The 24,158-nt window shown below is 49.9% G+C and carries 22 protein-coding genes, 1 tRNA gene and 3 pseudogenes; 15 read left to right on the top strand and 11 right to left on the bottom strand.

The features are described from left to right. The first annotated feature begins 369 nt into the window (after positions 1 to 369). The 6 genes and pseudogenes from LA337_08080 (at position 370) to LA337_08055 (ending at position 4,563) form a co-directional block, all read left to right on the top strand. Complete coding sequence (locus LA337_08080; GenBank protein ID UBI17638.1) at positions 370 to 708, top strand: hypothetical protein; 339 nt, start codon at positions 370 to 372, stop codon at positions 706 to 708. A gap of 3 nt (positions 709 to 711) precedes the next feature. Then, positions 712 to 1,872, top strand: coding sequence for a cyclopropane fatty acyl phospholipid synthase (gene cfa / locus LA337_08075; GenBank protein UBI17637.1), 1,161 nt, complete (start codon positions 712 to 714; stop codon positions 1,870 to 1,872). A gap of 223 nt (positions 1,873 to 2,095) precedes the next feature. Beyond that, positions 2,096 to 2,395, top strand: a complete 300-nt coding sequence (locus LA337_08070; protein UBI17636.1) for a hypothetical protein — start codon at positions 2,096 to 2,098, stop codon at positions 2,393 to 2,395. A 64-nt stretch (positions 2,396 to 2,459) separates the two neighbouring features. Continuing rightward, positions 2,460 to 2,702, top strand: coding sequence for a DUF2442 domain-containing protein (locus LA337_08065; GenBank protein ID UBI17635.1), 243 nt, complete (start codon positions 2,460 to 2,462; stop codon positions 2,700 to 2,702). 706 nt (positions 2,703 to 3,408) lie between these two features. Next, entirely contained in the window at positions 3,409 to 4,341 is a 933-nt protein-coding gene (locus tag LA337_08060; GenBank protein ID UBI17634.1) for a VirK/YbjX family protein, read from the top strand. A 51-nt stretch (positions 4,342 to 4,392) separates the two neighbouring features. Further along, positions 4,393 to 4,563: pseudogene (locus LA337_08055) on the top strand (IS66 family transposase). A gap of 3 nt (positions 4,564 to 4,566) precedes the next feature. On the opposite strand, the pseudogene LA337_08050 reads toward LA337_08055, so the two are convergent. From LA337_08050 to ybtP, 4 genes and pseudogenes are all read right to left on the bottom strand, one after another. Continuing rightward, positions 4,567 to 4,738, bottom strand: a pseudogene (locus LA337_08050) (salicylate synthetase). A 33-nt stretch (positions 4,739 to 4,771) separates the two neighbouring features. Continuing rightward, positions 4,772 to 6,052, bottom strand: a complete 1,281-nt coding sequence (ybtX, locus tag LA337_08045) for a yersiniabactin-associated zinc MFS transporter YbtX (GenBank protein ID UBI17633.1) — start codon at positions 6,050 to 6,052, stop codon at positions 4,772 to 4,774. Next, entirely contained in the window at positions 6,045 to 7,847 is a 1,803-nt protein-coding gene (gene ybtQ / locus LA337_08040) for a yersiniabactin ABC transporter ATP-binding/permease protein YbtQ (protein UBI17632.1), read from the bottom strand. Before ybtQ ends, ybtX begins: the two co-directional genes overlap by 8 nt. Further along, positions 7,834 to 9,546, bottom strand: a complete 1,713-nt coding sequence (gene ybtP, locus LA337_08035) for a yersiniabactin ABC transporter ATP-binding/permease protein YbtP (GenBank protein ID UBI18419.1) — start codon at positions 9,544 to 9,546, stop codon at positions 7,834 to 7,836. Before ybtP ends, ybtQ begins: the two co-directional genes overlap by 14 nt. A gap of 256 nt (positions 9,547 to 9,802) precedes the next feature. Here ybtP and ybtA point away from each other — a divergent pair, with 256 nt between their 5' ends. The 3 genes and pseudogenes from ybtA (at position 9,803) to LA337_08020 (ending at position 13,370) form a co-directional block, all read left to right on the top strand. Continuing rightward, the gene (ybtA, locus tag LA337_08030) at positions 9,803 to 10,762 is read left to right on the top strand and encodes a yersiniabactin transcriptional regulator YbtA (GenBank protein ID UBI17631.1); all 960 of its coding nucleotides are present in this window, start codon (positions 9,803 to 9,805) and stop codon (positions 10,760 to 10,762) included. Between the two features lie 201 nt (positions 10,763 to 10,963). Beyond that, a complete protein-coding gene (gene fyuA / locus LA337_08025) occupies positions 10,964 to 12,985 on the top strand; it encodes a siderophore yersiniabactin receptor FyuA (GenBank protein UBI17630.1) in 2,022 nt (673 codons plus the stop codon). Positions 12,986 to 13,086: 101 nt separating this feature from the next. Next, positions 13,087 to 13,370 (top strand): annotated as a pseudogene (locus LA337_08020) (methyltransferase). 86 nt (positions 13,371 to 13,456) lie between these two features. On the opposite strand, the gene LA337_08015 reads toward LA337_08020, so the two are convergent. Both LA337_08015 and LA337_08010 read right to left on the bottom strand, forming a co-directional pair. Beyond that, a tRNA-Ser gene (locus LA337_08015) sits at positions 13,457 to 13,544 on the bottom strand. A gap of 143 nt (positions 13,545 to 13,687) precedes the next feature. Beyond that, positions 13,688 to 15,316 carry an ABC transporter substrate-binding protein gene (locus LA337_08010; GenBank protein UBI17629.1) on the bottom strand — a complete coding sequence of 543 codons (1,629 nt, stop codon included), beginning with the start codon at positions 15,314 to 15,316 and terminating at the stop codon, positions 13,688 to 13,690. Positions 15,317 to 15,586: 270 nt separating this feature from the next. On the opposite strand from LA337_08010, the gene yccA reads away from it, so the two are divergent. Beyond that, a complete protein-coding gene (gene yccA, locus LA337_08005; protein UBI17628.1) occupies positions 15,587 to 16,246 on the top strand; it encodes an FtsH protease modulator YccA in 660 nt (219 codons plus the stop codon). Between the two features lie 88 nt (positions 16,247 to 16,334). Beyond that, positions 16,335 to 16,664 (top strand): sulfurtransferase TusE, encoded by a 330-nt coding sequence (tusE, locus tag LA337_08000; GenBank protein ID UBI17627.1) that lies wholly within the window; start codon positions 16,335 to 16,337, stop codon positions 16,662 to 16,664. Here the strand turns inward: tusE and yccX are convergent. Genes yccX through LA337_07985 form a run of 3 tightly spaced genes read right to left on the bottom strand, consistent with a single transcriptional unit; the run spans position 16,661 to position 18,342 of the window. Further along, complete coding sequence (yccX, locus tag LA337_07995) at positions 16,661 to 16,942, bottom strand: acylphosphatase (protein ID UBI17626.1); 282 nt, start codon at positions 16,940 to 16,942, stop codon at positions 16,661 to 16,663. The genes tusE and yccX overlap by 4 nt on opposite strands. A 46-nt stretch (positions 16,943 to 16,988) precedes the next feature. After that, entirely contained in the window at positions 16,989 to 17,777 is a 789-nt protein-coding gene (locus LA337_07990; GenBank protein UBI17625.1) for a helix-turn-helix transcriptional regulator, read from the bottom strand. 13 nt (positions 17,778 to 17,790) lie between these two features. After that, positions 17,791 to 18,342 carry a YbhB/YbcL family Raf kinase inhibitor-like protein gene (locus tag LA337_07985; GenBank protein UBI17624.1) on the bottom strand — a complete coding sequence of 184 codons (552 nt, stop codon included), beginning with the start codon at positions 18,340 to 18,342 and terminating at the stop codon, positions 17,791 to 17,793. 213 nt (positions 18,343 to 18,555) lie between these two features. On the opposite strand from LA337_07985, the gene rlmI reads away from it, so the two are divergent. Next, a complete protein-coding gene (rlmI, locus tag LA337_07980) occupies positions 18,556 to 19,767 on the top strand; it encodes a 23S rRNA (cytosine(1962)-C(5))-methyltransferase RlmI (GenBank protein UBI17623.1) in 1,212 nt (403 codons plus the stop codon). 57 nt (positions 19,768 to 19,824) lie between these two features. Next, positions 19,825 to 20,142 (top strand): heat shock protein HspQ, encoded by a 318-nt coding sequence (hspQ, locus tag LA337_07975; GenBank protein UBI17622.1) that lies wholly within the window; start codon positions 19,825 to 19,827, stop codon positions 20,140 to 20,142. A gap of 67 nt (positions 20,143 to 20,209) precedes the next feature. Here hspQ and LA337_07970 read toward each other — a convergent pair whose 3' ends face one another. Next, positions 20,210 to 20,623 carry a CoA-binding protein gene (locus tag LA337_07970; protein UBI18418.1) on the bottom strand — a complete coding sequence of 138 codons (414 nt, stop codon included), beginning with the start codon at positions 20,621 to 20,623 and terminating at the stop codon, positions 20,210 to 20,212. Positions 20,624 to 20,794: 171 nt separating this feature from the next. Between LA337_07970 and LA337_07965 the strand changes: the two genes are divergently transcribed. Further along, positions 20,795 to 21,457 (top strand): DUF2057 family protein, encoded by a 663-nt coding sequence (locus LA337_07965; protein ID UBI17621.1) that lies wholly within the window; start codon positions 20,795 to 20,797, stop codon positions 21,455 to 21,457. A gap of 93 nt (positions 21,458 to 21,550) precedes the next feature. After that, positions 21,551 to 22,009, top strand: coding sequence for a methylglyoxal synthase (mgsA, locus tag LA337_07960; protein ID UBI17620.1), 459 nt, complete (start codon positions 21,551 to 21,553; stop codon positions 22,007 to 22,009). Positions 22,010 to 22,041: 32 nt separating this feature from the next. Here mgsA and helD read toward each other — a convergent pair whose 3' ends face one another. Further along, positions 22,042 to 24,096, bottom strand: a complete 2,055-nt coding sequence (gene helD, locus LA337_07955; protein UBI17619.1) for a DNA helicase IV — start codon at positions 24,094 to 24,096, stop codon at positions 22,042 to 22,044. Positions 24,097 to 24,158 lie beyond the last annotated feature (62 nt).

Raw genomic sequence — 24,158 nt, 5'->3', positions numbered from 1 at the left:
TGTAATCCACTGCTGGCATGAACAATACAACCTGGAAAATATAACGTTAGTTATTACATTAACGCAGTGATTCACAATCCAAAATTAGCATTGAAAAACTAAACAAAACATATACGAACAACAAGTAATAAAAATTTTCTCAGGCGTAGTCCAGATTAATATATTGAAACATATTTGCCGCCTTCAAAATTGATAAATCATAGCAATCACACCATATAAAAAACGACGATAATCGAGTATAAAACAACTACTTAAAAAACTCATTCCATTCATCAATGATCATTATTCGTATAATTCATTATATTTTCAAATAAACATCAAGCAGATTTGTATTACAAATGACAGAATATAAAAAGGTATCTTCCTACTATGAAGAAAACGTTGGAACTGATGAATAAAGCCAATGAACTTGAATCCATGGGATTGTTACGCCGTGCGATATCGGTCTGGCGAGAAATTCAGTCAATTAGTGATGGGGATATGAAGTCAACTGCTATAATGAAACAAAGAAAACTGACCACACTCCTTAGTAGTCGACTGAAAGATGCAGAAAGAAACCAGTATAACTGTCGTAAAAACATCAACGAAGACCGTGAAACAATCCTTCAACATCTTAAAAATGGTAAGACTCCGCGAGAAATTGAGATGTTAACGTGGAGGTCGACTTCTTTTATTTACAGCTGTAAAAAAAAGTTACAAGAGAGTTAATTCATGAATAATAATAATTATTATTCCAGGAATAAATATCCATTGAACACAGTACGAAAAGGCCAACATGATCAATGGTATGATCTGGCTCAGCGACTGTTTTATGAAGCTGATATCAAAATTAATGGTTCTCGACCATTCGACATTCAGGTACATGATAACCGTTTTTTCAAGCGAGTTTTACAGCAAGGCGCTCTTGGCCTCGGTGAAAGCTATATGGATGGCTGGTGGGATTGTGAAAAGCTGGATGAAATGGTTACCAAAACTCTCCGCGCTGACCTGGACGGGATAATAAAAAGGAACATGAAGAACATGGTCAGGCTTGCTGGAGAAAAATTGCTCAACATGCAATCAAATAAGTGGGCCTGGATAGCAGGTACAGATCATTATGATCTTGGTAATCGCCTGTTCTGTTTAATACTCGATCCTTATATGCAATACTCTTGTGGTTATTGGCGTAATGCGGAAAATTTACATACAGCGCAACAGAATAAGTTAAAACTTATTTGTGAAAAATTGCAGCTTAAAAAAGGAATGACGTTATTAGATATCGGTTGTGGCTGGGGGGGGCTTGCTGCGTATGCGGCTGAAAATTATGGAGTTAGAGTAACGGGAGTAACTGTCTCAGCCGAGCAAATAAGAATGGCCAGTATCCGTTGTAGCTCATTAGATATAGATTTTAAGTTAATTGATTATCAAGATCTCCCAACACTTACACAAACCTTTGATCGCATTGTCTCGATAGGTATGTTTGAACATGTTGGAGCTAAAAACCATCTGACTTATTTTAATATTATTAATCAGCTTTTAAAAAAAAGTGGCTTATTTTTACTCCATACTATCTGTTCGAACAAAACTGACCATAATGTAGATCCATGGATAAACAAGTATATTTTCCAACATGACAGTTTATCGTCAATTTCTCAAATATCGAGTGCGAGTGAAACTTGGTTTGTTACAGAAGACTTACACAATTTCGGTACAGATTATGACAAGACTTTAATAGCATGGGAGCAACGTTTTAACTCTTCATGGCATCTTTTGGAAGATGATTACCCCCCTATATTTAGAAGAACGTTCGATTACTATCTTAACTCTTGTGCAGGTGCTGTTCGTGCAAGGAAAATACAACTTTTGCAGTTCATTTTTACTAAGGGTATTTAGGAAGGTTAGATACTACAAGGTGTAAGTACACTTATCAATGAAAAGGCAAGAAATATGCAACCGCTAGAGAGAAATAAAAAAACACAAAATATCATGTTAGCATTATGCTGGGTGATATTAATTGCAGCATTTATTTTTTATTGTTTTGATTTTTATTGGTTTTGGTAAAATCCATCTAAGACTCAATAAGTAATTACATTAATAATCAACAGGAGTAGCCATAATGATTATAGATGAAAATAAACAAATGCATATTTTAAATGCTTTCAAAACAGCACTTCCCTCAAGAATAAATCATCACGAGTGGAATCAATTAGTTAAATCAATTGGTAGTACAAAAGAAACCTATGCGTATATGGCTCTTTTAATCGATGAAGGTTTTCTTACTGGTACTGTTATCTTTGATGAATCACCTGACAGTGACGGAGGATGGCATGTTAATCTTCATTCGATACGTATCACCGCCCAAGGGAATCGACGTTACCAATACTGGATACTATCGAAAGATATTTATGGAAAATAATCAAATTATCTGACAACAATTCAATGAAGCGTGTTCCATACATTAACTTACCTTAAGGTCTCTTATGTTACAAGTTAAAAAAATACGGTATTCCGCCCATCATATTTGTCTTGAGTTACAAAATGGACTCATTATATCGGTCCCTTTCATTTGGTTCCCATTGCTTAAGCAGGCAAATATAAAAGATTTAAAAAACTATAGAATAACAAAAAACAGTATTGAGTGGCCTAACATTGGTGAAGCATTCACTCTTACCGAAATTTTAAATAGTGCTGGCTATCCGTATCCGGAGAGTATGGATAGCTAGAACCATTTTAAAAAAGGATGGGACGAGTAACAAGTCAGTTAAGCTAATCTTAGTTGACTTGTTGATTCTGTTAATAGACCCGTTTTAGTTCCAAGCATTTTTTGAGATCTTGGCCAAATTGACCCTGACCTAAATCATTGCAGTGCTAAATCAGGGATCTTTGTCTTTCCAGAGACTTTGGATGAATTTAGCCGGAGCCATGTCATTTGAGAATGAATACATACCGGCAGGCGCTTGCCCAGCACCCACCCCCCCTCCATCACACCGACCACATCCTCGCCTTTCAGCGACTTTCCATCATGGATCGCCAAACATTCCAAACTAAGCAGTTGATCTAAATGAAAAATAAATATCTATACGGTTCTGTTAAGCAGCTTACGGTAGAGGCTGTAATACCTTGTTTAAACTGAAGTTTAATGTCCCCATCTCTATCTTAAGAATACACTCATCATCTCATAGAATATAGCAATGCCTGTAAAAGCACTTTGTTTAATAAATATATAGGTTTCACTCTGTATAATTAAAAATTAGTTAATGCCTGTCCATTTCCGTCAGAGATTTGGGTTTTATAACTCTCTCCTGTCCAAATGGAAAAGTGTTGCGCCCAGAAATGAAGCTATTATTCATTCTGAATGTGCCAATCAAGGGTTATGATTTACGAGCGAAAAAATTTTAACACTAAATAACAGATTAACACGCGATATTTATGAAAAATGTATCATTTTTAAAATTTCTGACAAACATCGTACTGGCTCGTGGTTCTCTGCATGGCAAATGGAAGAACAAGAAATTTCGATTCATGTATCTTTTACGGTGCATAATCAATCCTGCCTCCAGTATTCTTTATTTTTATGAGTTATGTTCACTTAGTGAAGCGAATAAGATCCTGGAAATACAACCTACGTTGCCGGCCAAAATTCATCGCCCTTATTTACATAAAGGTGGACTAACCAAGACTCGACGTAAAAATATCATTGGACATTACCGTTTTATCCAGAGTCTGCCAGTAAAATATCAGGAATTTTTATTTCCGGACAGTGATGTATTATTGACTCAGTTTAATGGGAAAAATGGTGAGGAGCTTAATATTTATTGCTCTTCTGGCGGTTTTGATCGCGAGGGAGAACTGATGTTGTCGCTCTATTATAACACGATCCCGGTCGCTCGTTTGTCATTCTCTATTATCCCAACGCCAAAAGGGCATTGTGCGTTTATTGGTGGTTTACAGGGTGCTCCAAAAAATATTGGACCTGACGTTATTAGGGATGCAACTAAGGCCTGCTATGGACTATTTCCTAAGCGGATCGTTTATGAGGCTCTGTGCTCATTAATGAGTTGCTGTGATATTTCTGATGTTTTAGCAGTCAGCGAACAAAGTCATGTTTTCAGGCAACTGAGATACCGGTATAAGAAACGTAAGTCCTTTGTTGCCACATACAGTGATTTTTGGGAATCGATTGCTGGCCGTCCATATAGTAACTGGTATCAGTTACCGGTGAATGTCGAGCGTAAGTCATTTAATGCGCTTCCCAGTAAAAAACGCTCAGAATACAGGAAAAGATATGCTTTGCTGGATTATATTCATGAGGAAATTAGGGATCGCCTGCAAGGCAGGCCAAAAGTCCAGAGCGCTGACTAAAGCTATCCGGGCAGATTAATCATCTTCAACATTAATGTCATGTACGCATGCTGCAGTACTGGCTAGATGGAAATCAATAACATCGCCGAAAACGCTTTAAGGTGCGTGGTTGTGGGCTAAATAAACTGGCTGTTCCCGGATTCCGACAGTGGTTGTGGAAACGCGGCGGGGTTGTGCTCGCCGGTCGACACCTACCCTCAGAACAATGTGGAACCCGAAAAATAGCTGCGTTCCGTCGGCATTTATGTGCAACCGAGCCTGGCAGCCTTTGCCTAAATACCCACATAGCTGACGCTCATAGACATAACACTCTTCTTCTGCAAACTGGCGTAAGACACCAGAAATTCGTCGGCAGCCATTGTTCCTCTGGTAACGTCAGGTGTAAAAATTCACTGATTTTTAACCCTTAACTCTCTGTGTTATTCCCGGATCAATCAATTGCGCTTGTCATCAATTCTTTTGCCGAATGCAGCCGGATATAAGCAATCCACGCCGCCAGCAACGTTAATCCCCCGGCAAACAGGAAGCAGACAACATAGCCAAAATGTTGAGCAACAACGCCGCCGATAACGCCTGCCAGAATGGCGATTGCCGCGTCAGTACATTGAAAGAGGGTGAAGTCGACCCCGGCCTGCAAAGGCGATGAAAGCGACATCAGCGTGGCGTAAAGACAGACCAGCGCGCAGGCCAGCGAAATGGACTGGACAATAACCAGACACTGGAGAATCGACAGCAGCAGATGACCCGGCGTTATCAGGAGCGTCATCACCACCGCCAGCAGCGCGATCCCCTGGATGCCATAAGCCGTCAACAGCGCTCTGCCGGGTGAGGTGTATTGCATCAGTAATCCGCCGGCCAGCGTTCCTGCTATTCCCGCTGCAATATTGCCGCCGCTGAACAGCGCGCCCAACGCTGACATGCTTAACCCATGATCCAACAACAGCGGAGCCAGAAGGGGCAGCACAAATCGCATGCCTGAATTCAGCATTAATACCAGCAGTAAGCCCAGGCGCGTCTGTTCCCTGCTTAGCGCATAACCTAAGGCCGGAACATGCGGGATAGTCGCTGTTCGCTTCGGCTCTTTAATACGCCACAACGGGAATGACAGCGCCATAATCAACACCGCCATCATTAGCATGGCGACAGGCCAGCCGGATGATGCCGACAGCATCAGGAACACCCCGCCTCCGCACATCATTCCCAGATAGCTACCGCCGACCTGCACGCTGTTTCCCCAGCCGTAACCCGCACGGGTAAGTTGATCGACGCAAAAGCCGTCGCTGGCGATATCAATGGTGGAGGCAACCGTGCCTGCCACCATAAACAGAACAAATAACGCGACGATTTGCGTATCGGGAAATCCCCCTTCTCGCCCGAACCAGCCAATCGCTGCGGCAATCGTCAGGATCGCCGCTAACACAACCTGACCACGCAGAATTAACATGCGGGAACGGCGTTCCTGGCTGCCGGGCGGAAGCCGCCAGCGTTCGATCCACGGCGCCCAAATAAACTTCAGCGCCCAGGGCAGCATGAACAGGGTTGTCGCACCGGCCAGCGCCAGCGAACCGCCTGCAGCTCGCACCAGCGCGGGTAATGACTGCATAGACAGCGCCGATACCAGACTTTGTGTCACATAGACGCCGGCAATAGCAAAAATCACCCGTCCGGCCGTCAACGTCAGTGGTTTCACATTCGACTGAACATCACTCATGTTCCCATACTCCAGGCGCGGAAACCCCTACGTCGCGCCACGCGCGCGCGGCCAATTGCGCCTGCCACATTGCCTGATAACGTCCATGTTGAGAGAGCAATTGCGCATGGGTACCCTGCTCAACCACCTGCCCTTCTTTCATCACCAGAATGTTTCCGGCCCCGGCGATGGTGGATAAACGGTGAGCAATGATAATCACCGTCCGGTTGTGAACCAAATTATCGATCGCTTTTTGCACCGCCAGCTCACTTTCAATATCCAGCGCTGCGGTCGGTTCATCGAGAATGACGACCGGCGCGTTTTTCAATAACGCCCTGGCAATAGAAATTCGCTGGCGTTCGCCGCCCGAAAGCTGACCGCCCATCTCCCCCATTGGCGTCAGCCAGCCTTGCGGAAGACGGGAAATAAACTCAAGGCACTGTGCCGCGCGGGCGGCCTCTTCCACCTCCTGTTGCGTCGCCTGTGGGCGCGCGATACGGATATTCGCCAGCAGTGTGTCATCGAACAGCCAGACATCCTGGAAAACAACAGAAATCAGACTATTGAGCTGTTCCGGAGTCAGGCGACGAATATCTACGCCGCCAATAGAAATCTGCCCTTGCTGTGGATCGGCATAGCGCATTAACAGTTTAGTGACTGTGGTTTTGCCTGCGCCGGAGGCACCCACCAGCGCGCTCATACTGGCTGCCAGGAACGTCAAAGAAACATGATTAAGCGCGTGGCCGTCGCCTTCTTCGTAGCGATAGCTGACGTTGTCAAAGCGGATATCGTAACGTTCCGGCATCTCGCTTTGCTCTGCAACGGGAAGCGGCGCTACCGCCATAAACTGCTCAATCCGTTGCAGGGCGCTGGCGATCAGTTCCACAACTGAGGTGTAGCTGATAAACATCGCCATCGGTTCTGAAAAGCGCATAATCATCGCGACGGCGGCAATCAGAAAGGCGAGGTTCAAAGTACCCGTCCCCACCCAGACGATCCCGGATAACACCACCACCTGCAGGCCCAACTCCACGACGCTGGCGATCAGCATCGTCGCGCCTGCGCCCTGACGATGGGTGCGGGTCTGTAAGTTTTCCAACGCATTGAAATGCGCCAGCAGCGCCCGGCTTTTTTCAGCATCGCTGCCGCAGGTACGCAATACCATCATCCCCTGAGCAAACTCAACGATATCTCCGCTCAGCTGCTGGTGCGCTTCCCCCAGCGTCTGCATTTGTCGCCGCATCGCCGGGCGGCGCCAGTAATAAAACGGCACCAGCAGAGGGAAAATTAGCAACATCACCAGCCCCAGCCGCCAGTCTATCCACAAAGTCGCCAGTGACGCCGTCAGCGGCGTGACGATGGTGAGCAGCAAAATATTGGCTATCGCAATAACATAATTGAGGTTTTCATCCACGCTGCCCAGCAGTAAGGCGTTCATTTCGCCCGCCCTGCCGCGCTGGAGCTTTTCCAGCGGCACGCGACGTAACTGCTCCCCTATTCGCAGGCGTAACTCATGGGTGGCCTGCGCCAGATGACCACGGTATTCAAAGCCCAGGCCATACCAGCGTAGCGCCAGCGTCACAAATGCAGCAACGCTGAAGGCCACAGCCCAATTGAGAAGTTGCGGCGCGTCTCCCCGTAACAGCGCATCAATGATCGGATAAAGACAGGCAAAGGCGATCCCCTGCATAAATGCCGCCAGCAACAAGGCTAGCATACAGCGTCGCAGCATCCTGGCCTGGCTGCCAACGCTGGAGATAAGCTGGCGCCAGATGACGCGCCAGGCGAGGTTATCCGCAGGATTATTGTCTTTCATTTTCCGCCACCTCTTCCTGTGTTCCACCCGGCAGCCAATGCTGCGCCTGCTGATAGTGTTGCCAGAGCCGTTGATACAGCCCCCCCTGCGCCAACAGTTGCGTATGGCTCCCCATTTCCCTGAGCTGTCCGTCGGAAAACAGCAATATCACATCGGCCTGAGTCACCATTGAGAGTCGATGCGCGACCATGATGACCGTCCTGCCACGCATGGCTGCCGCGAGCGCCTTGATAAGCGCCGCCTCGTTTTCCGGGTCAGCAAACGCCGTCGCCTCATCGAGTACCAGAATGGGGCGATCTTGTAAAAGCGCCCGGGCGATGGTGATGCGCTGCCGCTGGCCACCGGAGAGAAATACGCCGCGTTCCCCAACTCGCGTGTTGTAACTTTCTGGCAGCGCGCTAATAAAATCATGGGCCTGCGCCACTCTGGCCGCGGCGATTACCGCCTCCAGCGGCGTATCCGGTGCACCCAGACGAATGTTATTGGCTATCGTGTCGGCAAAAAGGAAGTTGTCCTGAAACACAAACGAGAGTTGCTTCATTAAGGTGTCCGTCTGCATATCGCGCAGATCCACGCCGCCAATACGGATATGGCCTTTGTCCGGATCGGCGTAACGCAGCAGCAAGCGCGCCACTGTGCTTTTTCCGGCACCGCTAGGCCCAACCAGCGCCACAATTTTCCCGGCGGGCACATGAAAGCTTACCTTCTGCAACGCGGCGCCAGTACGCGCTTGCGGATAATGAAAGCTCACCTGCTCGAAGGTAATGCTCGCCTCTTTCGGTTGCTGGTCAAACAGCGGCAGCGATAACTCCGGCATCGCGAGAACCTGATAAATACGTTGAATGCTTAAACGTGTTTGCGCGACCAGATTATTGAGCATCATCATTGGCATCACAGCTTCGGCCATTCCGCTGCCCAGCAGTAAAACGGCTACCCACGCGATAAAATCGAGACTGCCATAATGCAACAGGCCGTATCCCGACCAAATCAGGACAAACAGGGTCGGGAGAGGATTCAGAATTGAGAATGAGAAACGCGCTGAAAAACCGGCTTTGCGATACCAGGTTTTGAGCACATCGACCCACTCTTCAAGAGCGCGTTGATAACGCAAAAAACTGGTGCTGCCGCTATCAAACATTCTCACTACGGGCATGGCCTGTACGAACTCAATAACCGCCGCGCTGACTTGCTCACGCGCCTTATGATAACGCTGAGCCATATCTTCCGAACGCTGGCGGGTGAGCACGAGAACAATTAAGCCAAACGCCAGTACCCCCAGCGTCGCGATTGCAAGCCGCCAGTCCAGCCAGAACAAGATAACGATTGTCGCCAGCGGCATGATGATCGCGCGGGCATAGAGCGGCGTACTGTCGGCCACAAAGATATGTAACGACTTCACGTCATCCAGCATCACTTTCGCCACTGCCCCGCTACCCATTTGCTGTAACACACCAGGCGGAAGCTGCAATGCTTTACGGGCTAGCCTGCTGCGCAGAATATTCTCCAGATGAAAAGCCGCATAATGAGAAGTGTTAAACGCCAGTAGGCGCAGAACAAAAGTTAAGACCACGCAGCCGATCAAGCCGCCCAGCGTCCAGACCGGAAGATCGTCTGGCGTCGCACGAATATCGCGTAAACTCCACGCCAGAAAAAGAAGAGCCCCCAGGCTGGTTAATGCCGCCAGTCCTGCCAGCGCCATAGCTAAAATAACCTTCCTGCGAACAGGGGTAATCACCTGCCAGAGAGGAAATCGGGACGGTGATTCAGTATTGGATGATTGAGATGACATGGGAGTAACTGAATTTCCTGATGAATTTTTACAGACACCAAAAACGGCAATTCATGGTGGCGTTCTGATAATTAATGTGAATAATAACCATTATCAATAACTCATCTACCCCATTCAGTTCTTTTTTTACCCGCATTGGTCTAAGCCACAGGGAGATAACCCGGTCATGACGGAGTCACCGCAAACGCAATCTGAAATCTCTATTCACCAGTTGGTGGTCGGGAAACCTGCAAACGATGGCAATATTCCTGCTCAGTGTGAACTGCTGCGCTATTCGTTGCAGGAAGGTATGGATATTTTGCTCTGGAGGGGCCATTTTGCGCGGCCTGAGACGTTGCAGCTACACGATGATCTGGGCAGGATTAACTTCTCGTGCATCCTGGAAGGCACATCGCGATTTGCGATTCAGGGACTCAGGCGCCGCACCGAATGGGAGCTTACGCGCAATCGCCATTACATTACCCATACGCCAGACTGCCGCGGCAGCGCCTCCTATTGTGGCCGATTCGAGAGCATTACCCTCTCCTTCAGTCCTGAAACTCTCGCGCAGTGGGTACCGGATATTAGCGCGCCCATTAAGAATAAGATCGATTCCCACTGCTGTTGCCAGCAGCAGCGTTGTAATGCTGAAACCCACTTAACGGCTCAGGCCTTGCGTCACGCGCTGATGCGCATGCACGACGGCTTCAGCCATGAACAAAAGCCGTCGACGCTATGGTTGCAGGGGCAAAGTCTGGTCATGCTCAGTCTGGTGCTGGATGAACATCGTGAAGACGCCAGTTGCCTCTCCTGCCACTTCAACCCGATGGAACGCCAGAAACTACTGCGGGCGAAGGATCTGCTGCTGGCTGATCTAACGCAAGCGCCGGGCGTCGCGGAACTGGCCAGAGAATCCGGTCTGAGCGTTCTCAAAATTAAGCGAGGCTTCCGCGTTCTGTTCAACAACAGCGTCTATGGCCTGTTTCAGGCTGAACGAATGCAGGAAGCCAGAAAACGACTGGCTAACGGCAATACCTCAGTCATGACGGTGGCGGCCGATCTGGGCTATGCCAACGCCAGCCATTTCTCTGCCGCCTTCCAGAAACAGTTCGGCGTAACCCCCTCGACCTTTAAACGCTTGATTTAACCGGGGTCCCGCCCCATAAATTGCTCCCTGACGGAGGCCTGGATACCCCATCCGGGCCTCTGATCTTTCCACTAGTCACCAACCCGAAACGGGCATAAATAAACCCGTTTCGGGTAGCACCTCTATTAGAAATAGTTATCATTTTCAATTCACTATTGTCGGTATTTTTGGCGTTTCGCCGTCTTACAGGGACTCACAACAATGAAAATGACACGGCTTTATCCTCTGGCCTTGGGGGGATTATTGCTCCCCGCCATTGCTAATGCCCAGACTTCACAGCAAGACGAAAGCACGCTGGTGGTTACCGCCAGTAAACAATCTTCCCGCTCGGCATCAGCCAACAATGTCTCGTCTACCGTTGTCAGCGCGCCGCAGTTAAGCGACGCCGGCGTTACCGCCAGCGACAAACTCCCCAGAGTTTTGCCTGGGCTTAATATAGAAAACAGCGGCAACATGCTTTTTTCGACGATCTCGCTACGCGGCATCTCTTCGGCGCAGGACTTCTATAACCCCGCCGTCACCCTGTATGTCGATGGCGTTCCTCAGCTTTCCACCAACACCATCCAGGCGCTTACCGATGTACAAAGCGTGGAGTTGCTGCGTGGCCCACAGGGAACGTTATATGGCAAAAGCGCTCAGGGCGGAATCATCAACATCGTCACCCAGCAGCCGGACAGCACGCCGCGCGGCTATATTGAAGGCGGCGTCAGCAGCCGCGACAGTTATCGAAGTAAGTTCAATCTGAGTGGCCCTATTCAGGATGGCCTGCTGTACGGCAGCGTCACCCTGTTACGCCAGGTTGATGACGGCGACATGATTAACCCCGCGACGGGAAGCGATGACTTAGGCGGCACCCGCGCCAGCATAGGGAATGTGAAACTGCGTCTCGCCCCAGACGACCAGCCCTGGGAAATGGGCTTTGCCACCTCACGCGAATGTACCCGCGCTACCCAGGACGCCTATGTGGGATGGAATGATATTAAGGGCCGTAAGCTCTCACTTAGCGATGGTTCACCAGACCCGTACATGCGGCGCTGCACTGACAGCCAGACCCTGAGTGGAAAATACACCACCGATGAGTGGGTTTTCAATCTGATCAGCGCCTGGCAGCAGCAGCATTATTCGCGCACCTTCCCTTCCGGTTCGTTAATCGTCAATATGCCTCAGCGCTGGAATCAGGATGTACAGGAGCTACGCGCCGCTACCCTGGGCGATACGCGTACCGTTGATATGGTGTTTGGGCTGTACCGGCAGAACACCCGCGAGAAGTTAAATTCAGCCTACGATATGCCGACAATGCCTTATTTAAGCAGTACCGGCTATACCACCGCTGAAACCCTGGCCGCATACAGTGACCTGACCTGGCATTTGACCGAGCGATTTGATATCGGCGGTGGCGTGCGCTTCTCGCATGATAAGGCCAGTACACAATATCACGGCAGCATGCTCGGCAACCCGTTTGGCGACCAGGGCAAGAGCAATGACGATCAGGTGCTCGGACAGCTATCCGCAGGCTATATGCTGACCGACGACTGGAGAGTGTATACCCGTGTAGCCCAGGGATATAAACCTTCCGGGTACAACATCGTGCCTACTGCCGGTCTTGATGCCAAACCGTTCGTCGCAGAAAAATCCATCAACTATGAACTTGGCACTCGCTACGAAACCGCAGACGTCACGCTGCAAGCCGCGACGTTTTATACCCACACCAAAGACATGCAGCTCTACTCTGGCCCGGTTGGGATGCAGACATTAAGCAATGCGGGGAAAGCCGACGCTACCGGCGTTGAGCTTGAAGCGAAATGGCGGTTTGCGCCAGGCTGGTCGTGGGATATCAATGGCAACGTGATCCGTTCCGAATTCACCAATGACAGTGAGTTGTATCACGGCAACCGGGTGCCGTTCGTACCACGTTATGGCGCAGGTAGCAGTGTGAACGGCGTAATTGATACGCGCTATGGCGCACTGATGCCCCGACTGGCGGTTAATCTGGTCGGGCCGCATTATTTCGATGGCGATAACCAGTTGCGGCAGGGCACCTATGCCACCCTGGACAGCAGCCTAGGCTGGCAGGCGACTGAACGGCTGAACATTTCCGTCTATGTCGATAATCTGTTCGACCGTCGTTACCGTACCTATGGTTACATGAACGGCAGCAGCGCCGTCGCGCAGGTCAATATGGGGCGCACCATCGGAATCAATACGCGTATTGATTTCTTCTAATAGTTTATAAAGGGATGCAGCAACCGCATCCCTATTACAACTGAATTGGTATATTCAACAACGACGAAGATACGACCGACTCTACAGTACTGCTGCCCCATATTGAACAAGCCCCTACTGACGCCGAAATCTTAACCGATCATACTGATGTCATTTACTCCACCAGCGTTGAGCCCATTGTGACAGGGCGTAATGCTGCACTGACACAGATTGAGACACAGATACGCCAGCTTAACGATATCACCGAAGTATCGGTGGCAAAACGGCTCTGGACTGGGCTATGAAGCAGGATTTTCGCTGCGGCGGCTGGTTACTGGAAAAAACTGAAACTGCTATGAAAGTCATCACCCGCAACCTCGATCGCGGTATATGGCGGGTCATGATCGGCAGTGCGAACCAGACGGCAATGGCATACTGGAAACCAATAAAAAAGAAAAAACCCAAGTCGCATAACGACTTGGGTTTCATGTTTGGCGGAAGCGTAGAGATTCGAACTCTAGAACCCTTTCGGGTCGCCGGTTTTCAAGACCGGTGCCTTCAACCGCTCGGCCACGCTTCCAATGAGGCGCACTATAAACATCCCGAACGGACCTGTAAAGCACCAATGTGTTCGTTTGCCTGAAAAACAGCCAAAATGTTATTAATCGACTGAAATAACAACAAATTGACCGTTTATTCAGCACAAATGCAGGACTGCAGCACTCAATGTTTTTTGATGAACATATCTTTGGTGTAGTAGTTTCCCCGGTTATCCGGCGCAAATCCCCCCACCCACGGCTTCACGAGATGCGTACGGACATAGTGGTAAACCGGAATCGCTGGCACATCCTCGCCTAAAAGGTCTTCAGCCTGCTGGTAGTATTTGCCTCGCTCCTGGAGCGAAGTTGCTTTCGCTGCATTTCGCATCGCTTCGTCAAAGGCGGGATTACTGTACTTCGTTGTATTTTCACTATCACCGGTACGGAAAATATTGAGGAAGCTTGAGGCATCATCATAATCGGCTATCCACGCATAGCGCACGACGTCAAAATTACCGGTATGCATAGTATCCAGCATGGTTTTCCATTCCTGATTTTGCAGTTTCGCCTCTACGCCAAGATTTTTCTTCCACATTGACGATGCGGCAATGGCAATACGCTGGTGCGTTTCGAAGGTGTTGTAGAGCAGATTTACGTTAAGCGGATGTTCAGGGCCAAAACCGGCTTCAGCCAGCAGTTTCTTCGCTTCGGCAATACGTTTTTCGAGCGGCCACGACGCATATTCCGGCGCATGCAGTTGAACTCCCCCTATTTCCGGCTGGCTGATAACCCACGCCGCGCGTTGCCCCTGCCCCATCACCTTTTGTGCAATGATGTCTTTATCTAACGCCATATTTAGCGCCCGACGCACGCGCGGGTCATTAAACGGCGCTCGGGTCGTATTGAACTGATAGTAATAAGTCGAAAGCTGAGGTGAAACATGGAGTTCATCGCCCATCGTCTTCTTCAACTGCGCGAACTGATTGACCGGTACGCTATACACAATGTCGATTTCACCAGCCTTATAGCGGTTAACGTCAGCGGACTCGGAACTGATGGGCAAATAGGTGACCTTATTAATAATCGTGTGCCGATCGTCCCAATAATGTGGGTTACGCTCGGCAACAATGCGCTCATTGACCACCCACTGCGATAATTTGTACGGTCCGCTACTGACAAAATGTTCTGGTCGGGTCCACTTATCGCCAAAGCGGCCTATTAGCACTTTATCCAGCGGGACCAGCGACGGGTGCGCCAGCATCGCCAGAAACGCCGCCGTCGGCTGCGTCAGGATAATCTCCAGCGTGTTGTCATCGAGGGCTTTTACCCCCAGCGTGGCGGGATCTTTTTTCCCTTGAGCAATATCGAGGGCGTTTGCAACATGCATATTGCCCAAATACGAAGAATAAGGTGAAGCCGTTTGCGGCGAGACCAGGCGCTGCCAGCTCCAGACAACATCCTGCGCGGTAATAGCAGAACCATCTGACCAGGTTATGCCCGGGCGTAAATGAAAGGTCCAGACGGTATTGTCTTTGTTCTCCCAGGACGCGGCAAGACGGGGTTCAATAGACCCATCGGGCTTAACTGCCACCAGTCCGTCGAACATATCGCTGATTAAATTAAACTCAACGTTGCTTTCAACTTTATGCGGATCCAGCGACGCTGGCTCGCTGCCGTTATTTCTGACCAGTTCCTGTTTTTCTGCAAGTAGTGTTCCTGCGGGAACATTAGCCGCTCTCGCCGCGCCGTTAATAGACATCAAACAGACAGCTAACAGCGTAAACGTCAAAATCTTCGATTTATGTTGAATCATTCCCTTTACCTTATTGCTCTGTTTTAGGTAGACACCGTTGTCACTGTCAGAGAGATTCGGGAATAACGCAATATTTTTCAGTTACCTGGCAGATGTGGATCTGACATTTTTGCACATACAGTGCTAACATCTGATTCGGGAGCTTTTGTTGAAATAATATGCTTGAGCCCGGCGGGTTAAAATGCGTAAAGATGGGTAAAACCGCTGTGTCATTCCCCTTGATTTCATTATCCTCCATCATTAATTACATCTGTCATAAGAGAGTGACTCATGGATCGTATTATTAGTTCTTCGCGCGATCGTACATCGCTACTCAGCACGCATAAGGTGCTGCGCAATACCTATTTCCTGCTCAGCCTGACGCTGGCGTTTTCGGCGATCACTGCGACTGCCAGTACCGTACTGATGTTGCCTTCTCCGGGACTTATCCTGACGCTGGTGGGTATGTATGGTCTGATGTTCCTGACTTATAAAACGGCTGATAAACCGGTTGGTATTCTGTCAGCTTTCGCTTTCACCGGCTTCCTGGGCTACATTCTGGGACCGATACTGAACACATACCTGTCTGCGGGCATGGGTGATGTTATCGCCATGGCTTTGGGCGGTACGGCGCTGGTCTTCTTCAGTTGCTCGGCTTATGTACTGACCACACGTAAGGATATGTCCTTCCTCGGCGGTATGCTGATGGCAGGTATCGTGGTGGTGCTGATTGGTATGGTTGCAAATATTTTCCTGCAACTGCCGGCGTTACATTTGGCGATCAGCGCGGTATTTATTCTGATTTCTTCAGGCGCAATCCTGTTTGAAACCAGCAATATCATCCGTGGCGGTGAAACCAACTACATCCGTGCCACCGTCAGCCTGTACGTTTCGCTGTACAACATCTTCGTCAGCCTGCTGAGCATTCTGGGCTTTGCGAGCCGCGATTAAGATGTCCACTCGCATTATCCAGCCCCGCTTATGCGGGGCTTTCTTTTTTGGTAAACTGCCACCAGTTTGACTAACGCAGTGACGAATAATGTTGATCTTTGAAGGTAAAGAAATCAGTACCGATAGCGAAGGCTATCTGAAAGATACCACGCTGTGGAACGAGCCGCTGGCGGAGAAAATCGCTGAAAACGAAGGTATCGTCCTCTCCCCCGAGCACTGGGAAGTGGTGCGTTTCGTACGCGAGTTTTATCTCGAGTTTAATACCTCCCCTGCTATCCGCATGCTGGTAAAGGCGATGGCCAACAAGTTTGGCGAAGAGAAAGGCAACAGTCGTTATCTCTACCGCCTGTTTCCGAAAGGTCCGGCTAAGCAGGCGACTAAAATTGCCGGCCTGCCGAAGCCGGTGAAATGTATTTAATAGCGGATACTAAATCCCTTTAGCTCGTCGCCAGGGCGGTGCGGTTCACTGAGAACCCGATCAACCCTGGCGCTGCTCGGTCCCCCAGCTTTCAACCACTTCATCAGTTGTTCCACCCGGTCGCTTTCACCGCAGGCGACAACCTCTACGCTGCCGTCATCCATATTCTTCGCGTAACCGGTCAACCCCAGCCGTTGCGCTTCATGCTGGGTGGTGTAGCGAAATCCTACTCCCTGAACCCGGCCATAGACCCAGGCGATGATGCAAACTTTCGACATTGCGGTTCTCCTTATCAACGTAAATGAAGGAACAGGTACCGAGGCCTCATCGCACCTGTTTCGGCAGACATCCGTAATGCTGGCGAAATCTTGCAGTAAATCGTGAACCTGACAGATAGCCACAGCGTAACGCAATTTCGCCAATCGGCAGCGTGGTCGACTGTAGTTGAGAGAGCGCACAGGACATGCGCACCTCCTCGACTATCTGCCGGTAACTCTGCGATTCCATCTGTAATCGTCTGCGTAACGTCGAGGTACCGATAGACAGGTGACCGGCAATCTCCTGGGCTGTCCATAGCTTAGCAGGGGATAACATAATAAGTTGTCGCACCTGTTCAGTAAGATTAAACCGTCGCTCGATAAGCAGAGGCCCTGCCACACCATCATGCAGTAGCGCCAGCAATAATCCCATCGCCTGATGCTCCTGCAATTTTGCAGGTAAGTCCTGGCGTACTGCATCCAGCAGGCTTTCCCACATAAATGCCAGTCCGTTGCTCATTGGCGTACATAGCGACGTCAATTTTGCCGGAGGGAAATCCTCGACCCAGTTATTTTTAAACGCGGTAATGATGCTCGTCGATAGCAACAGCAAATCCGAGCGAAATGCTCCCTGTTCCGGCTGATTAATAATCTCCAGAGGCGTATTCGCCGGGATGATAATCAGCTCACCCGGTCCTGCAACCAGACGATTTTCATCCTGAATAATGACCTTACTTCCCTGCGTAATATGGCAAATAGCAGCAGAAAACAGTTTAACCCGATGCAAGCGGTGCAGGTGGCCGGAACGCACCTCAGCGGTGGTAAGGTTGTTATGGCGGAAATGTACATCCTGCACCAGATTATCCTCTTTATTTTCTTGCGTAAGTGGCGGTTAATTCAGCTTTGGCAATCACGTGGCTGTTCAGCATAAAACCGACCAGGGCACCGCTGGCGTTACTGTCAATCGGCAACGCGTCTGTATTTAACGCCCACACGGTAAACTGATAGCGATGAGGTTTATCGCCCGGCGGTGGACAGGCACCACCGAATCCAGCATAACCGAAATCATTACGTCCCTGAACTGCTCCTGCGGGTAACTTATCCATGCTGGCCCCGCCAGGAAGAGTGTGGATCTGAGCAGGAATATTTACGACGGTCCAGTGCCACCAGCCGCTTCCCGTTGGCGCATCAGGATCAAACAGCGTAATGGCAAAACTTTTGGCATCAGCTGGGGGATTTTGCCAGCTCAGTTGCGGGGAGATATTGTCGCCACTGCAGCCAAATCCCTTAAACACCTGTTTTTGCGTTAACTGCAGGTTAGCGGGTATGTCGGTGCTGTTGAGACGAAACGTCGAGGCGGCAGAGGCATTAAAACTCAACGCGACAATGGCAGCGGTAGCCAATGAGTAGACAGCTTTCATTGCATTTCCTTTTCTGATTAAGAAATAGCAATGTAAACGGTGGGCATAAAAGAAACTGTGCCTCTGTGATAGCGTTTTGTGCCGAAACGCTCAACGCCATACGCAGATGATTGACCTCACCATCTGTGCTACTCTACGCGCCATTTTATTTTAATGGTTTCAGGTTGGTACTTTACTCCAGCCCGCGTCACTGTTTGTGAGAGGTTGCTCCGCATGACTGAATCTATAATTCCACATTATCCTCGTTTAGTGTTAGCCAAGGGGCGCGAAAAATCATTACTTCGCCGCCATCCGTGGGTATTTTCCGGTGCTGTCGCCCGTATGGAAGGTAAAGCCAACCTTGGTGAAACCGTTGATATTGTTGACCACCAGGGTAAATGGCTGGCACGCGGTGCCTTCTCACCGGCGTCACAGATCCGTGCACGCGTCTGGACCTTCGACAAGTCTGAATCCATCGATATTGATTTCTTTACCCGTCGTCTGCAGCAGGCTCAGACATGGCGTGACTGGCTGGCGAAAAAGGACGGTCTGGACAGCTATCGTCTGATCGCCGGAGAATCCGATGGTCTGCCGGGTGTCACTATTGACCGCTTCGGCAACTTCCTGGTGTTGCAGTTGCTCAGCGCCGGTGCTGAATATCAACGCGCCGCGCTAATTAGCGCCCTGCAAATTGTTTTCCCTGACTGTGCCATTTATGACCGTAGCGATGTGGCCGTGCGTAAAAAAGAAGGTATGGAGCTGACCCAAGGGCCAGTAACGGGCGAACTGCCGCCTGCCCTGCTGCCTATCGAAGAGCACGGAATGAAGCTGCTGGTTGATATTCAGCATGGTCACAAAACTGGCTATTACCTCGATCAACGCGACAGCCGCCTGGCCACGCGCCGTTATGTGGAGAACCAGCGTGTGCTGAACTGTTTCTCTTATACCGGCGGTTTTGCGGTCTCAGCATTAATGGGCGGATGCCGTCAGGTGGTCAGCGTGGACACCTCTCAGGAAGCGCTCGATATTGCCCGCCAGAACGTTGAACTGAATAAGCTGGATCTGAGTAAAGCCGAATTTGTGCGTGATGATGTGTTCAAACTGCTGCGCGCCTATCGCGATCGCGGTGAGAAATTTGATGTCATCGTGATGGATCCGCCGAAATTTGTCGAAAACAAAAGCCAGTTGATGGGCGCTTGCCGCGGTTATAAAGACATCAATATGCTGGCAATTCAGTTGCTCAACCCTGGCGGCGTGCTGCTGACATTTTCCTGCTCTGGGCTGATGACCACCGATTTATTTCAGAAAATCATCGCCGATGCCGCAATAGATGCTGGTCGTGATGTACAATTTATAGAGCAGTTCCGTCAGGCCGCCGATCATCCGGTGATCGCTACCTACCCGGAAGGGCTGTATCTGAAAGGGTTTGCCTGTCGCATCATGTAACTTGAAAAGTGGAATATTACCCTTACATAGAGGGTATCTATTTCCCGGGAGGTGACTATGATTGCCAGCAAATTCGGTATCGGCCAGCAGGTCCGCCATTCCCTGTTAGGTTACCTCGGAGTGGTCGTGGATATCGACCCGGAATATTCGCTTGATGAGCCGTCAGCCGATGAGTTGGCGGTTAACGACGAACTTCGCGCCGCTCCCTGGTATCACGTGGTGATGGAAGACGATAATGGTCTGCCAGTGCATACGTATCTGGCCGAAGCACAGTTGAGTAGCGAACTGCAGGAAGAACATCCGGAGCAACCGTCGATGGATGAACTGGCGCGAACAATCCGTAAACAGCTTCAGGCTCCGCGCCTGCGTAATTGATCCTAACACAGGCCCGATGGCGCTTTGCTTATCGGGCCTGTGCATTTCATACGGCTACAGCCCAATCCTACTTCGCCAGCCCCAGTCGCGGGATCTCGATCGCCGGGCAGCGGTCCATCACTACCGCCAGCCCCGCATCACGCGCCAGCACGGCCGCCTGCTCGTTAATGACGCCAAGCTGCATCCACAGCGTCTTAGCACCAATGGCGATAGCCTCCTGAGCAACGCCCCAGGCCGCTTCAGAATTACGGAAGACATCGACCATATCCACTTTCTCTGGCACATCCGCCAGCGTTGCATAGCCCTGCTGCCCCAGCAGCGTTTTCCCGGCAACCTTCGGTGAAACGGGAATAACGTGATAGCCCTGATCGAGTAAATATTTCATCACGCGATAGCTTGGGCGATCGGGTTTATCGCTTGCGCCAACCAGTGCAATCGTACGAGTAGATGTCAAAATGCCAGCAATATCGGTCTCTTTCATCATTTTCCTCCAGGCTGTTTAGCAAAGTGTACGACAAACCTGCCCCTGCAACCATTCATCCCATACTGGCGCATGAGAGCTAAACTCAAAAATATGTCTATATGTTAGTAAACATGATTATCGAAAAATTTAGATACATGTTTGCAGATATTTTCTGGACAGGAGAAACCTATGAAAGCCGGCATTGTGACAGCCTTAATTGCCCTGTGTTTGCCGGTAACCGTTTTTGCTACCTCTTTACGCCTGTCTAATGATATTGACCTTCTGCTGCTGGACGGAAAAAAAGTCTCCAGCTCATTACTGCGTGGTGCCGAAAGTATTGAGCTGGAAAATGGTCGGCACCAGCTTGTATTTCGTGTAGAAAAAACCATTCGTTTATCGAGTCACGAAGAACGTCTGTACATTTCGCCTCCGCTGGTCATCAGCTTTGATACCCAACTCGTCAGCCAGGTTAATTTCCACCTTCCGCGGCTGAACAATGAGCGGGACGCAACGCATTTCGATGACGCTCCACGCGTGGAACTGCTGGATGGGGATGCCATGCCTATCCCCGTCAAGCTGGATATTTTGTCTATCACCTCCACGGCAAAAATCGTGGATTATGAAATGGAGACTGAACGCTATAACAAAGCGGCTAAACATGCTTCATTACCGCAGTTTGCTACGATGATGGCCGATGACAGTTCGCTACTTTCCGGGGTATCTGAACTGGATCGCGTGCCGCCCCAGTCACAAACGCTGACCGAGCAGCGTTTAAAATATTGGTTCCAGCAGGCCGACGCACAAACGCGAAGTAACTTTTTGCAATGGGCTCAGAAACAGCCGCCTTCATGACATTTATGTTCGCATACGCATTTTTTTGGTCTTTCTCTTGCAGCGTCAAGAGCTTCCAGTACTCTGTAACCAGGTTAACTTGGGAGCTGTACTATGGAATTAACGACTCGCACATTGCCAGCGCGTAAACACATTGCGTTGGTTGCACACGATCACTGTAAAAAGATGCTGATGAGCTGGGTAGAACGCCACCAGCCGTTGCTGGAAAAGCACGTTCTGTACGCCACAGGAACAACAGGAAACTTGATCCAACGCGCGACAGGAATGGACGTCAACGCCATGCTGAGCGGCCCGATGGGCGGTGACCAGCAGGTAGGTGCGCTGATTTCAGAAGGGAAAATTGATGTGCTGATCTTCTTCTGGGACCCGCTTAACGCCGTACCCCACGATCCTGATGTCAAAGCCCTGCTGCGTCTGGCGACGGTATGGAACATTCCCGTTGCCACCAACGTGTCGACTGCTGATTTTATTATCCAGTCGCCAAACTTCAACGATGCAACGGACATCCTGATCCCGGATTACGCCCGTTATCTGGCAGAACGCCTCAAATAAACGCTAAGCAGGCGGTAATTACCGCCTGCTTTTCAGGGTTTCCGGGTCACCGGAACGTCTAATTGCTTAAGCTCATCAACAAAGCATGATGGCGCGTCTTTGTTAAACAGTAGCCATACCCGATGACGCGCGCGCGTTAGCGCCACATACAGCAAGCGTCTCTCTTCGGCATCCGGGAAATCTTCCACCGCCGGGAGCAATGCCTCTTCCATAATCGACTCGCGGGCCGGGGCTGGAAAACCGTCATTCCCTTCATGAAGCCCCACAACAATAACATAATCCGCCTGCTGTCCTTTACTGGCATGGATAGTCATAAATTCCAGCTGTAGCTTGGGCCAACGAGTGGCTGCTTTCTCCAGACTGGCAGGTTTGAGATGATGGTATCGCGCCAGCACCAGAATTCTCTCGTCTGCCTTTACAAATCCCGACAGCTTATCCAGCAGCAGATCCAGCTGGTTTTCATCGAGCAACGTGACGGCTTTTTTATCGCCAGTCACCAGACTGTTGAGCGGTTTCGTAAGCTGATGGGGATTTTGCTGGATAAACTGGTTTGCAACTTCGCCAATACGGCTATTAAAACGGTAAGTGGTATCCAGATTACAACGATCACCCTCGCCGAAGTTTTGCTGGAATGCGGTGGTCAACGAAAGCTGAGCCCCGCTGAATCGATAAATTGCCTGCCAGTCATCCCCTACGGCGAACAGCGTAGTCTGTGAGTTTTGTTTGCGCAGTGCGGCTAACAAAGCGGCACGCTGAGGAGAAATATCCTGAAATTCATCAACCAGAATGTGCTTCCACGGACTGATAAATCGGCCTTTTTCCAGAATGACAATTGCCTGATGGATCAATCCGGAAAAATCGACGGCATTCTCATCTTTCAGTGCCCCCTTCCAGGCCTTGAGCAGTGGTGACATCAGTTTTATGCGTTTACTGAACAGATCGCGGATCTCCTCCGAAGCATTGGCGATCATCTCCGCCTGCGCTCCGCCATGCATACGCATCAGGCTGACCCAGCGATCCAGCCGGGAAGCCAGCCGGCGTTGCAATTTTTCGTCATCCCAGAAGTTACCTTCAGGTACAGACCACTGCATCTCTTCTTCTAACCATTGCCGCCAGCCTTTGGCCTGCGCCTTTTTCTCACTACACTGTTGACGCCATGTCGTTATAAAAAGTTTGCTGCGAGCAGAGGCATCATTTTCCAGCTTGCTGACCGTCGGGACTTTTTTGCTCCCCTGCGAAATGATGTGTAGCGCCAGTGAATGAAACGTCCGTGCGGTTATCTCTTCCGTATGCAGACGTTCACGGATGCGATCGTCCATCTCCTGGGCCGCTTTACGTCCGAACGCTAACAGCAGGATTTGTTCAGCTGCCGCTTCCCCTCGCGCAAGTAACCAGCCCGCACGGGCGACCAGGACAGATGTTTTTCCGCTTCCGGCACCCGCAAGAACCAATAATGATTGTTCACCATTCACCACCGCCCGCGCCTGGGCCGGATTCAACGGCGAGGATTCAATTTGCTGGAAAAATTCGCCATGCTCTTCCAGCATGGCATCGGTGTACGCCTGGTTGTGCTGTAAGCGGCAAGCTTCAATGTCCTTCAACCATGCCTGGCATTGACGTAACGCTTCACGGCAATTTTCAAATTCTTCCAACCGATTGAGCGGGAGCGGCAGTGCGGCAAAAGCACGACGGATCTGCTGCTGTAGTCCTGACGTCTGCTCGCGCGTCAGCCATTTATTTTCACTGGTACGCGCCGCAATCGCCTCGAGTTGTTGGTGTAAAACTCCCGCAGCGACGTCGCTCATTTCCTGACTCCACTGCTGCCAGAGCGAATTCAAATGGTGATGAAAGCGCTGGGTTTCCGCCCATTCCGTACCGTGAAGACGTACCACTTTATCGTCCGGGAGTACAAACTCCAGCTCGCCCCATACCAGACCGCGTTTACAATGGATAGCCAGTAACTGATTGAAGGGAATAAGATACTCGTGACGATCGCCGGAAACCTTAATCCCGGCATTAAGAATAACGGCCCGATCGTAAGGGTGTTGTGCCAGACGTTTTCCAAGAGAAGTTGCTTTCAGTTCCATAAGACTCAAGCGGATCCACACGAAGAGATTTGCTTATCAGTGTAACCGCCAGAGAAAACGTG

It is taken from the genome of Citrobacter europaeus (genome assembly GCA_020099315.1).
Taxonomy (GTDB): Bacteria; Pseudomonadota; Gammaproteobacteria; order Enterobacterales; family Enterobacteriaceae; genus Citrobacter; species Citrobacter europaeus.
This window is presented reverse-complemented; position numbering and strand designations above follow the sequence as displayed.

Excerpts from the sequence above, each read along its gene's own strand:
- LA337_08080 (UBI17638.1), top strand. The coding sequence starts at position 370 with ATGAAGAAAACGTTGGAACTGATGAATAAAGCCAATGAACTTGAATCC.
- cfa (UBI17637.1), top strand. The coding sequence starts at position 712 with ATGAATAATAATAATTATTATTCCAGGAATAAATATCCATTGAACACA.
- LA337_08070 (UBI17636.1), top strand. The coding sequence starts at position 2,096 with ATGATTATAGATGAAAATAAACAAATGCATATTTTAAATGCTTTCAAA.
- LA337_08065 (UBI17635.1), top strand. The coding sequence starts at position 2,460 with ATGTTACAAGTTAAAAAAATACGGTATTCCGCCCATCATATTTGTCTT.
- LA337_08060 (UBI17634.1), top strand. The coding sequence starts at position 3,409 with ATGAAAAATGTATCATTTTTAAAATTTCTGACAAACATCGTACTGGCT.
- ybtX (UBI17633.1), bottom strand. The coding sequence starts at position 6,052 with ATGAGTGATGTTCAGTCGAATGTGAAACCACTGACGTTGACGGCCGGA.
- ybtQ (UBI17632.1), bottom strand. The coding sequence starts at position 7,847 with ATGAAAGACAATAATCCTGCGGATAACCTCGCCTGGCGCGTCATCTGG.
- ybtP (UBI18419.1), bottom strand. The coding sequence starts at position 9,546 with ATGGCGCTGGCAGGACTGGCGGCATTAACCAGCCTGGGGGCTCTTCTT.
- ybtA (UBI17631.1), top strand. The coding sequence starts at position 9,803 with ATGACGGAGTCACCGCAAACGCAATCTGAAATCTCTATTCACCAGTTG.
- fyuA (UBI17630.1), top strand. The coding sequence starts at position 10,964 with ATGAAAATGACACGGCTTTATCCTCTGGCCTTGGGGGGATTATTGCTC.
- LA337_08010 (UBI17629.1), bottom strand. The coding sequence starts at position 15,316 with ATGATTCAACATAAATCGAAGATTTTGACGTTTACGCTGTTAGCTGTC.
- yccA (UBI17628.1), top strand. The coding sequence starts at position 15,587 with ATGGATCGTATTATTAGTTCTTCGCGCGATCGTACATCGCTACTCAGC.
- tusE (UBI17627.1), top strand. The coding sequence starts at position 16,335 with ATGTTGATCTTTGAAGGTAAAGAAATCAGTACCGATAGCGAAGGCTAT.
- yccX (UBI17626.1), bottom strand. The coding sequence starts at position 16,942 with ATGTCGAAAGTTTGCATCATCGCCTGGGTCTATGGCCGGGTTCAGGGA.
- LA337_07985 (UBI17624.1), bottom strand. The coding sequence starts at position 18,342 with ATGAAAGCTGTCTACTCATTGGCTACCGCTGCCATTGTCGCGTTGAGT.
- rlmI (UBI17623.1), top strand. The coding sequence starts at position 18,556 with ATGACTGAATCTATAATTCCACATTATCCTCGTTTAGTGTTAGCCAAG.
- hspQ (UBI17622.1), top strand. The coding sequence starts at position 19,825 with ATGATTGCCAGCAAATTCGGTATCGGCCAGCAGGTCCGCCATTCCCTG.
- LA337_07970 (UBI18418.1), bottom strand. The coding sequence starts at position 20,623 with ATGAAAGAGACCGATATTGCTGGCATTTTGACATCTACTCGTACGATT.
- LA337_07965 (UBI17621.1), top strand. The coding sequence starts at position 20,795 with ATGAAAGCCGGCATTGTGACAGCCTTAATTGCCCTGTGTTTGCCGGTA.
- mgsA (UBI17620.1), top strand. The coding sequence starts at position 21,551 with ATGGAATTAACGACTCGCACATTGCCAGCGCGTAAACACATTGCGTTG.
- helD (UBI17619.1), bottom strand. The coding sequence starts at position 24,096 with ATGGAACTGAAAGCAACTTCTCTTGGAAAACGTCTGGCACAACACCCT.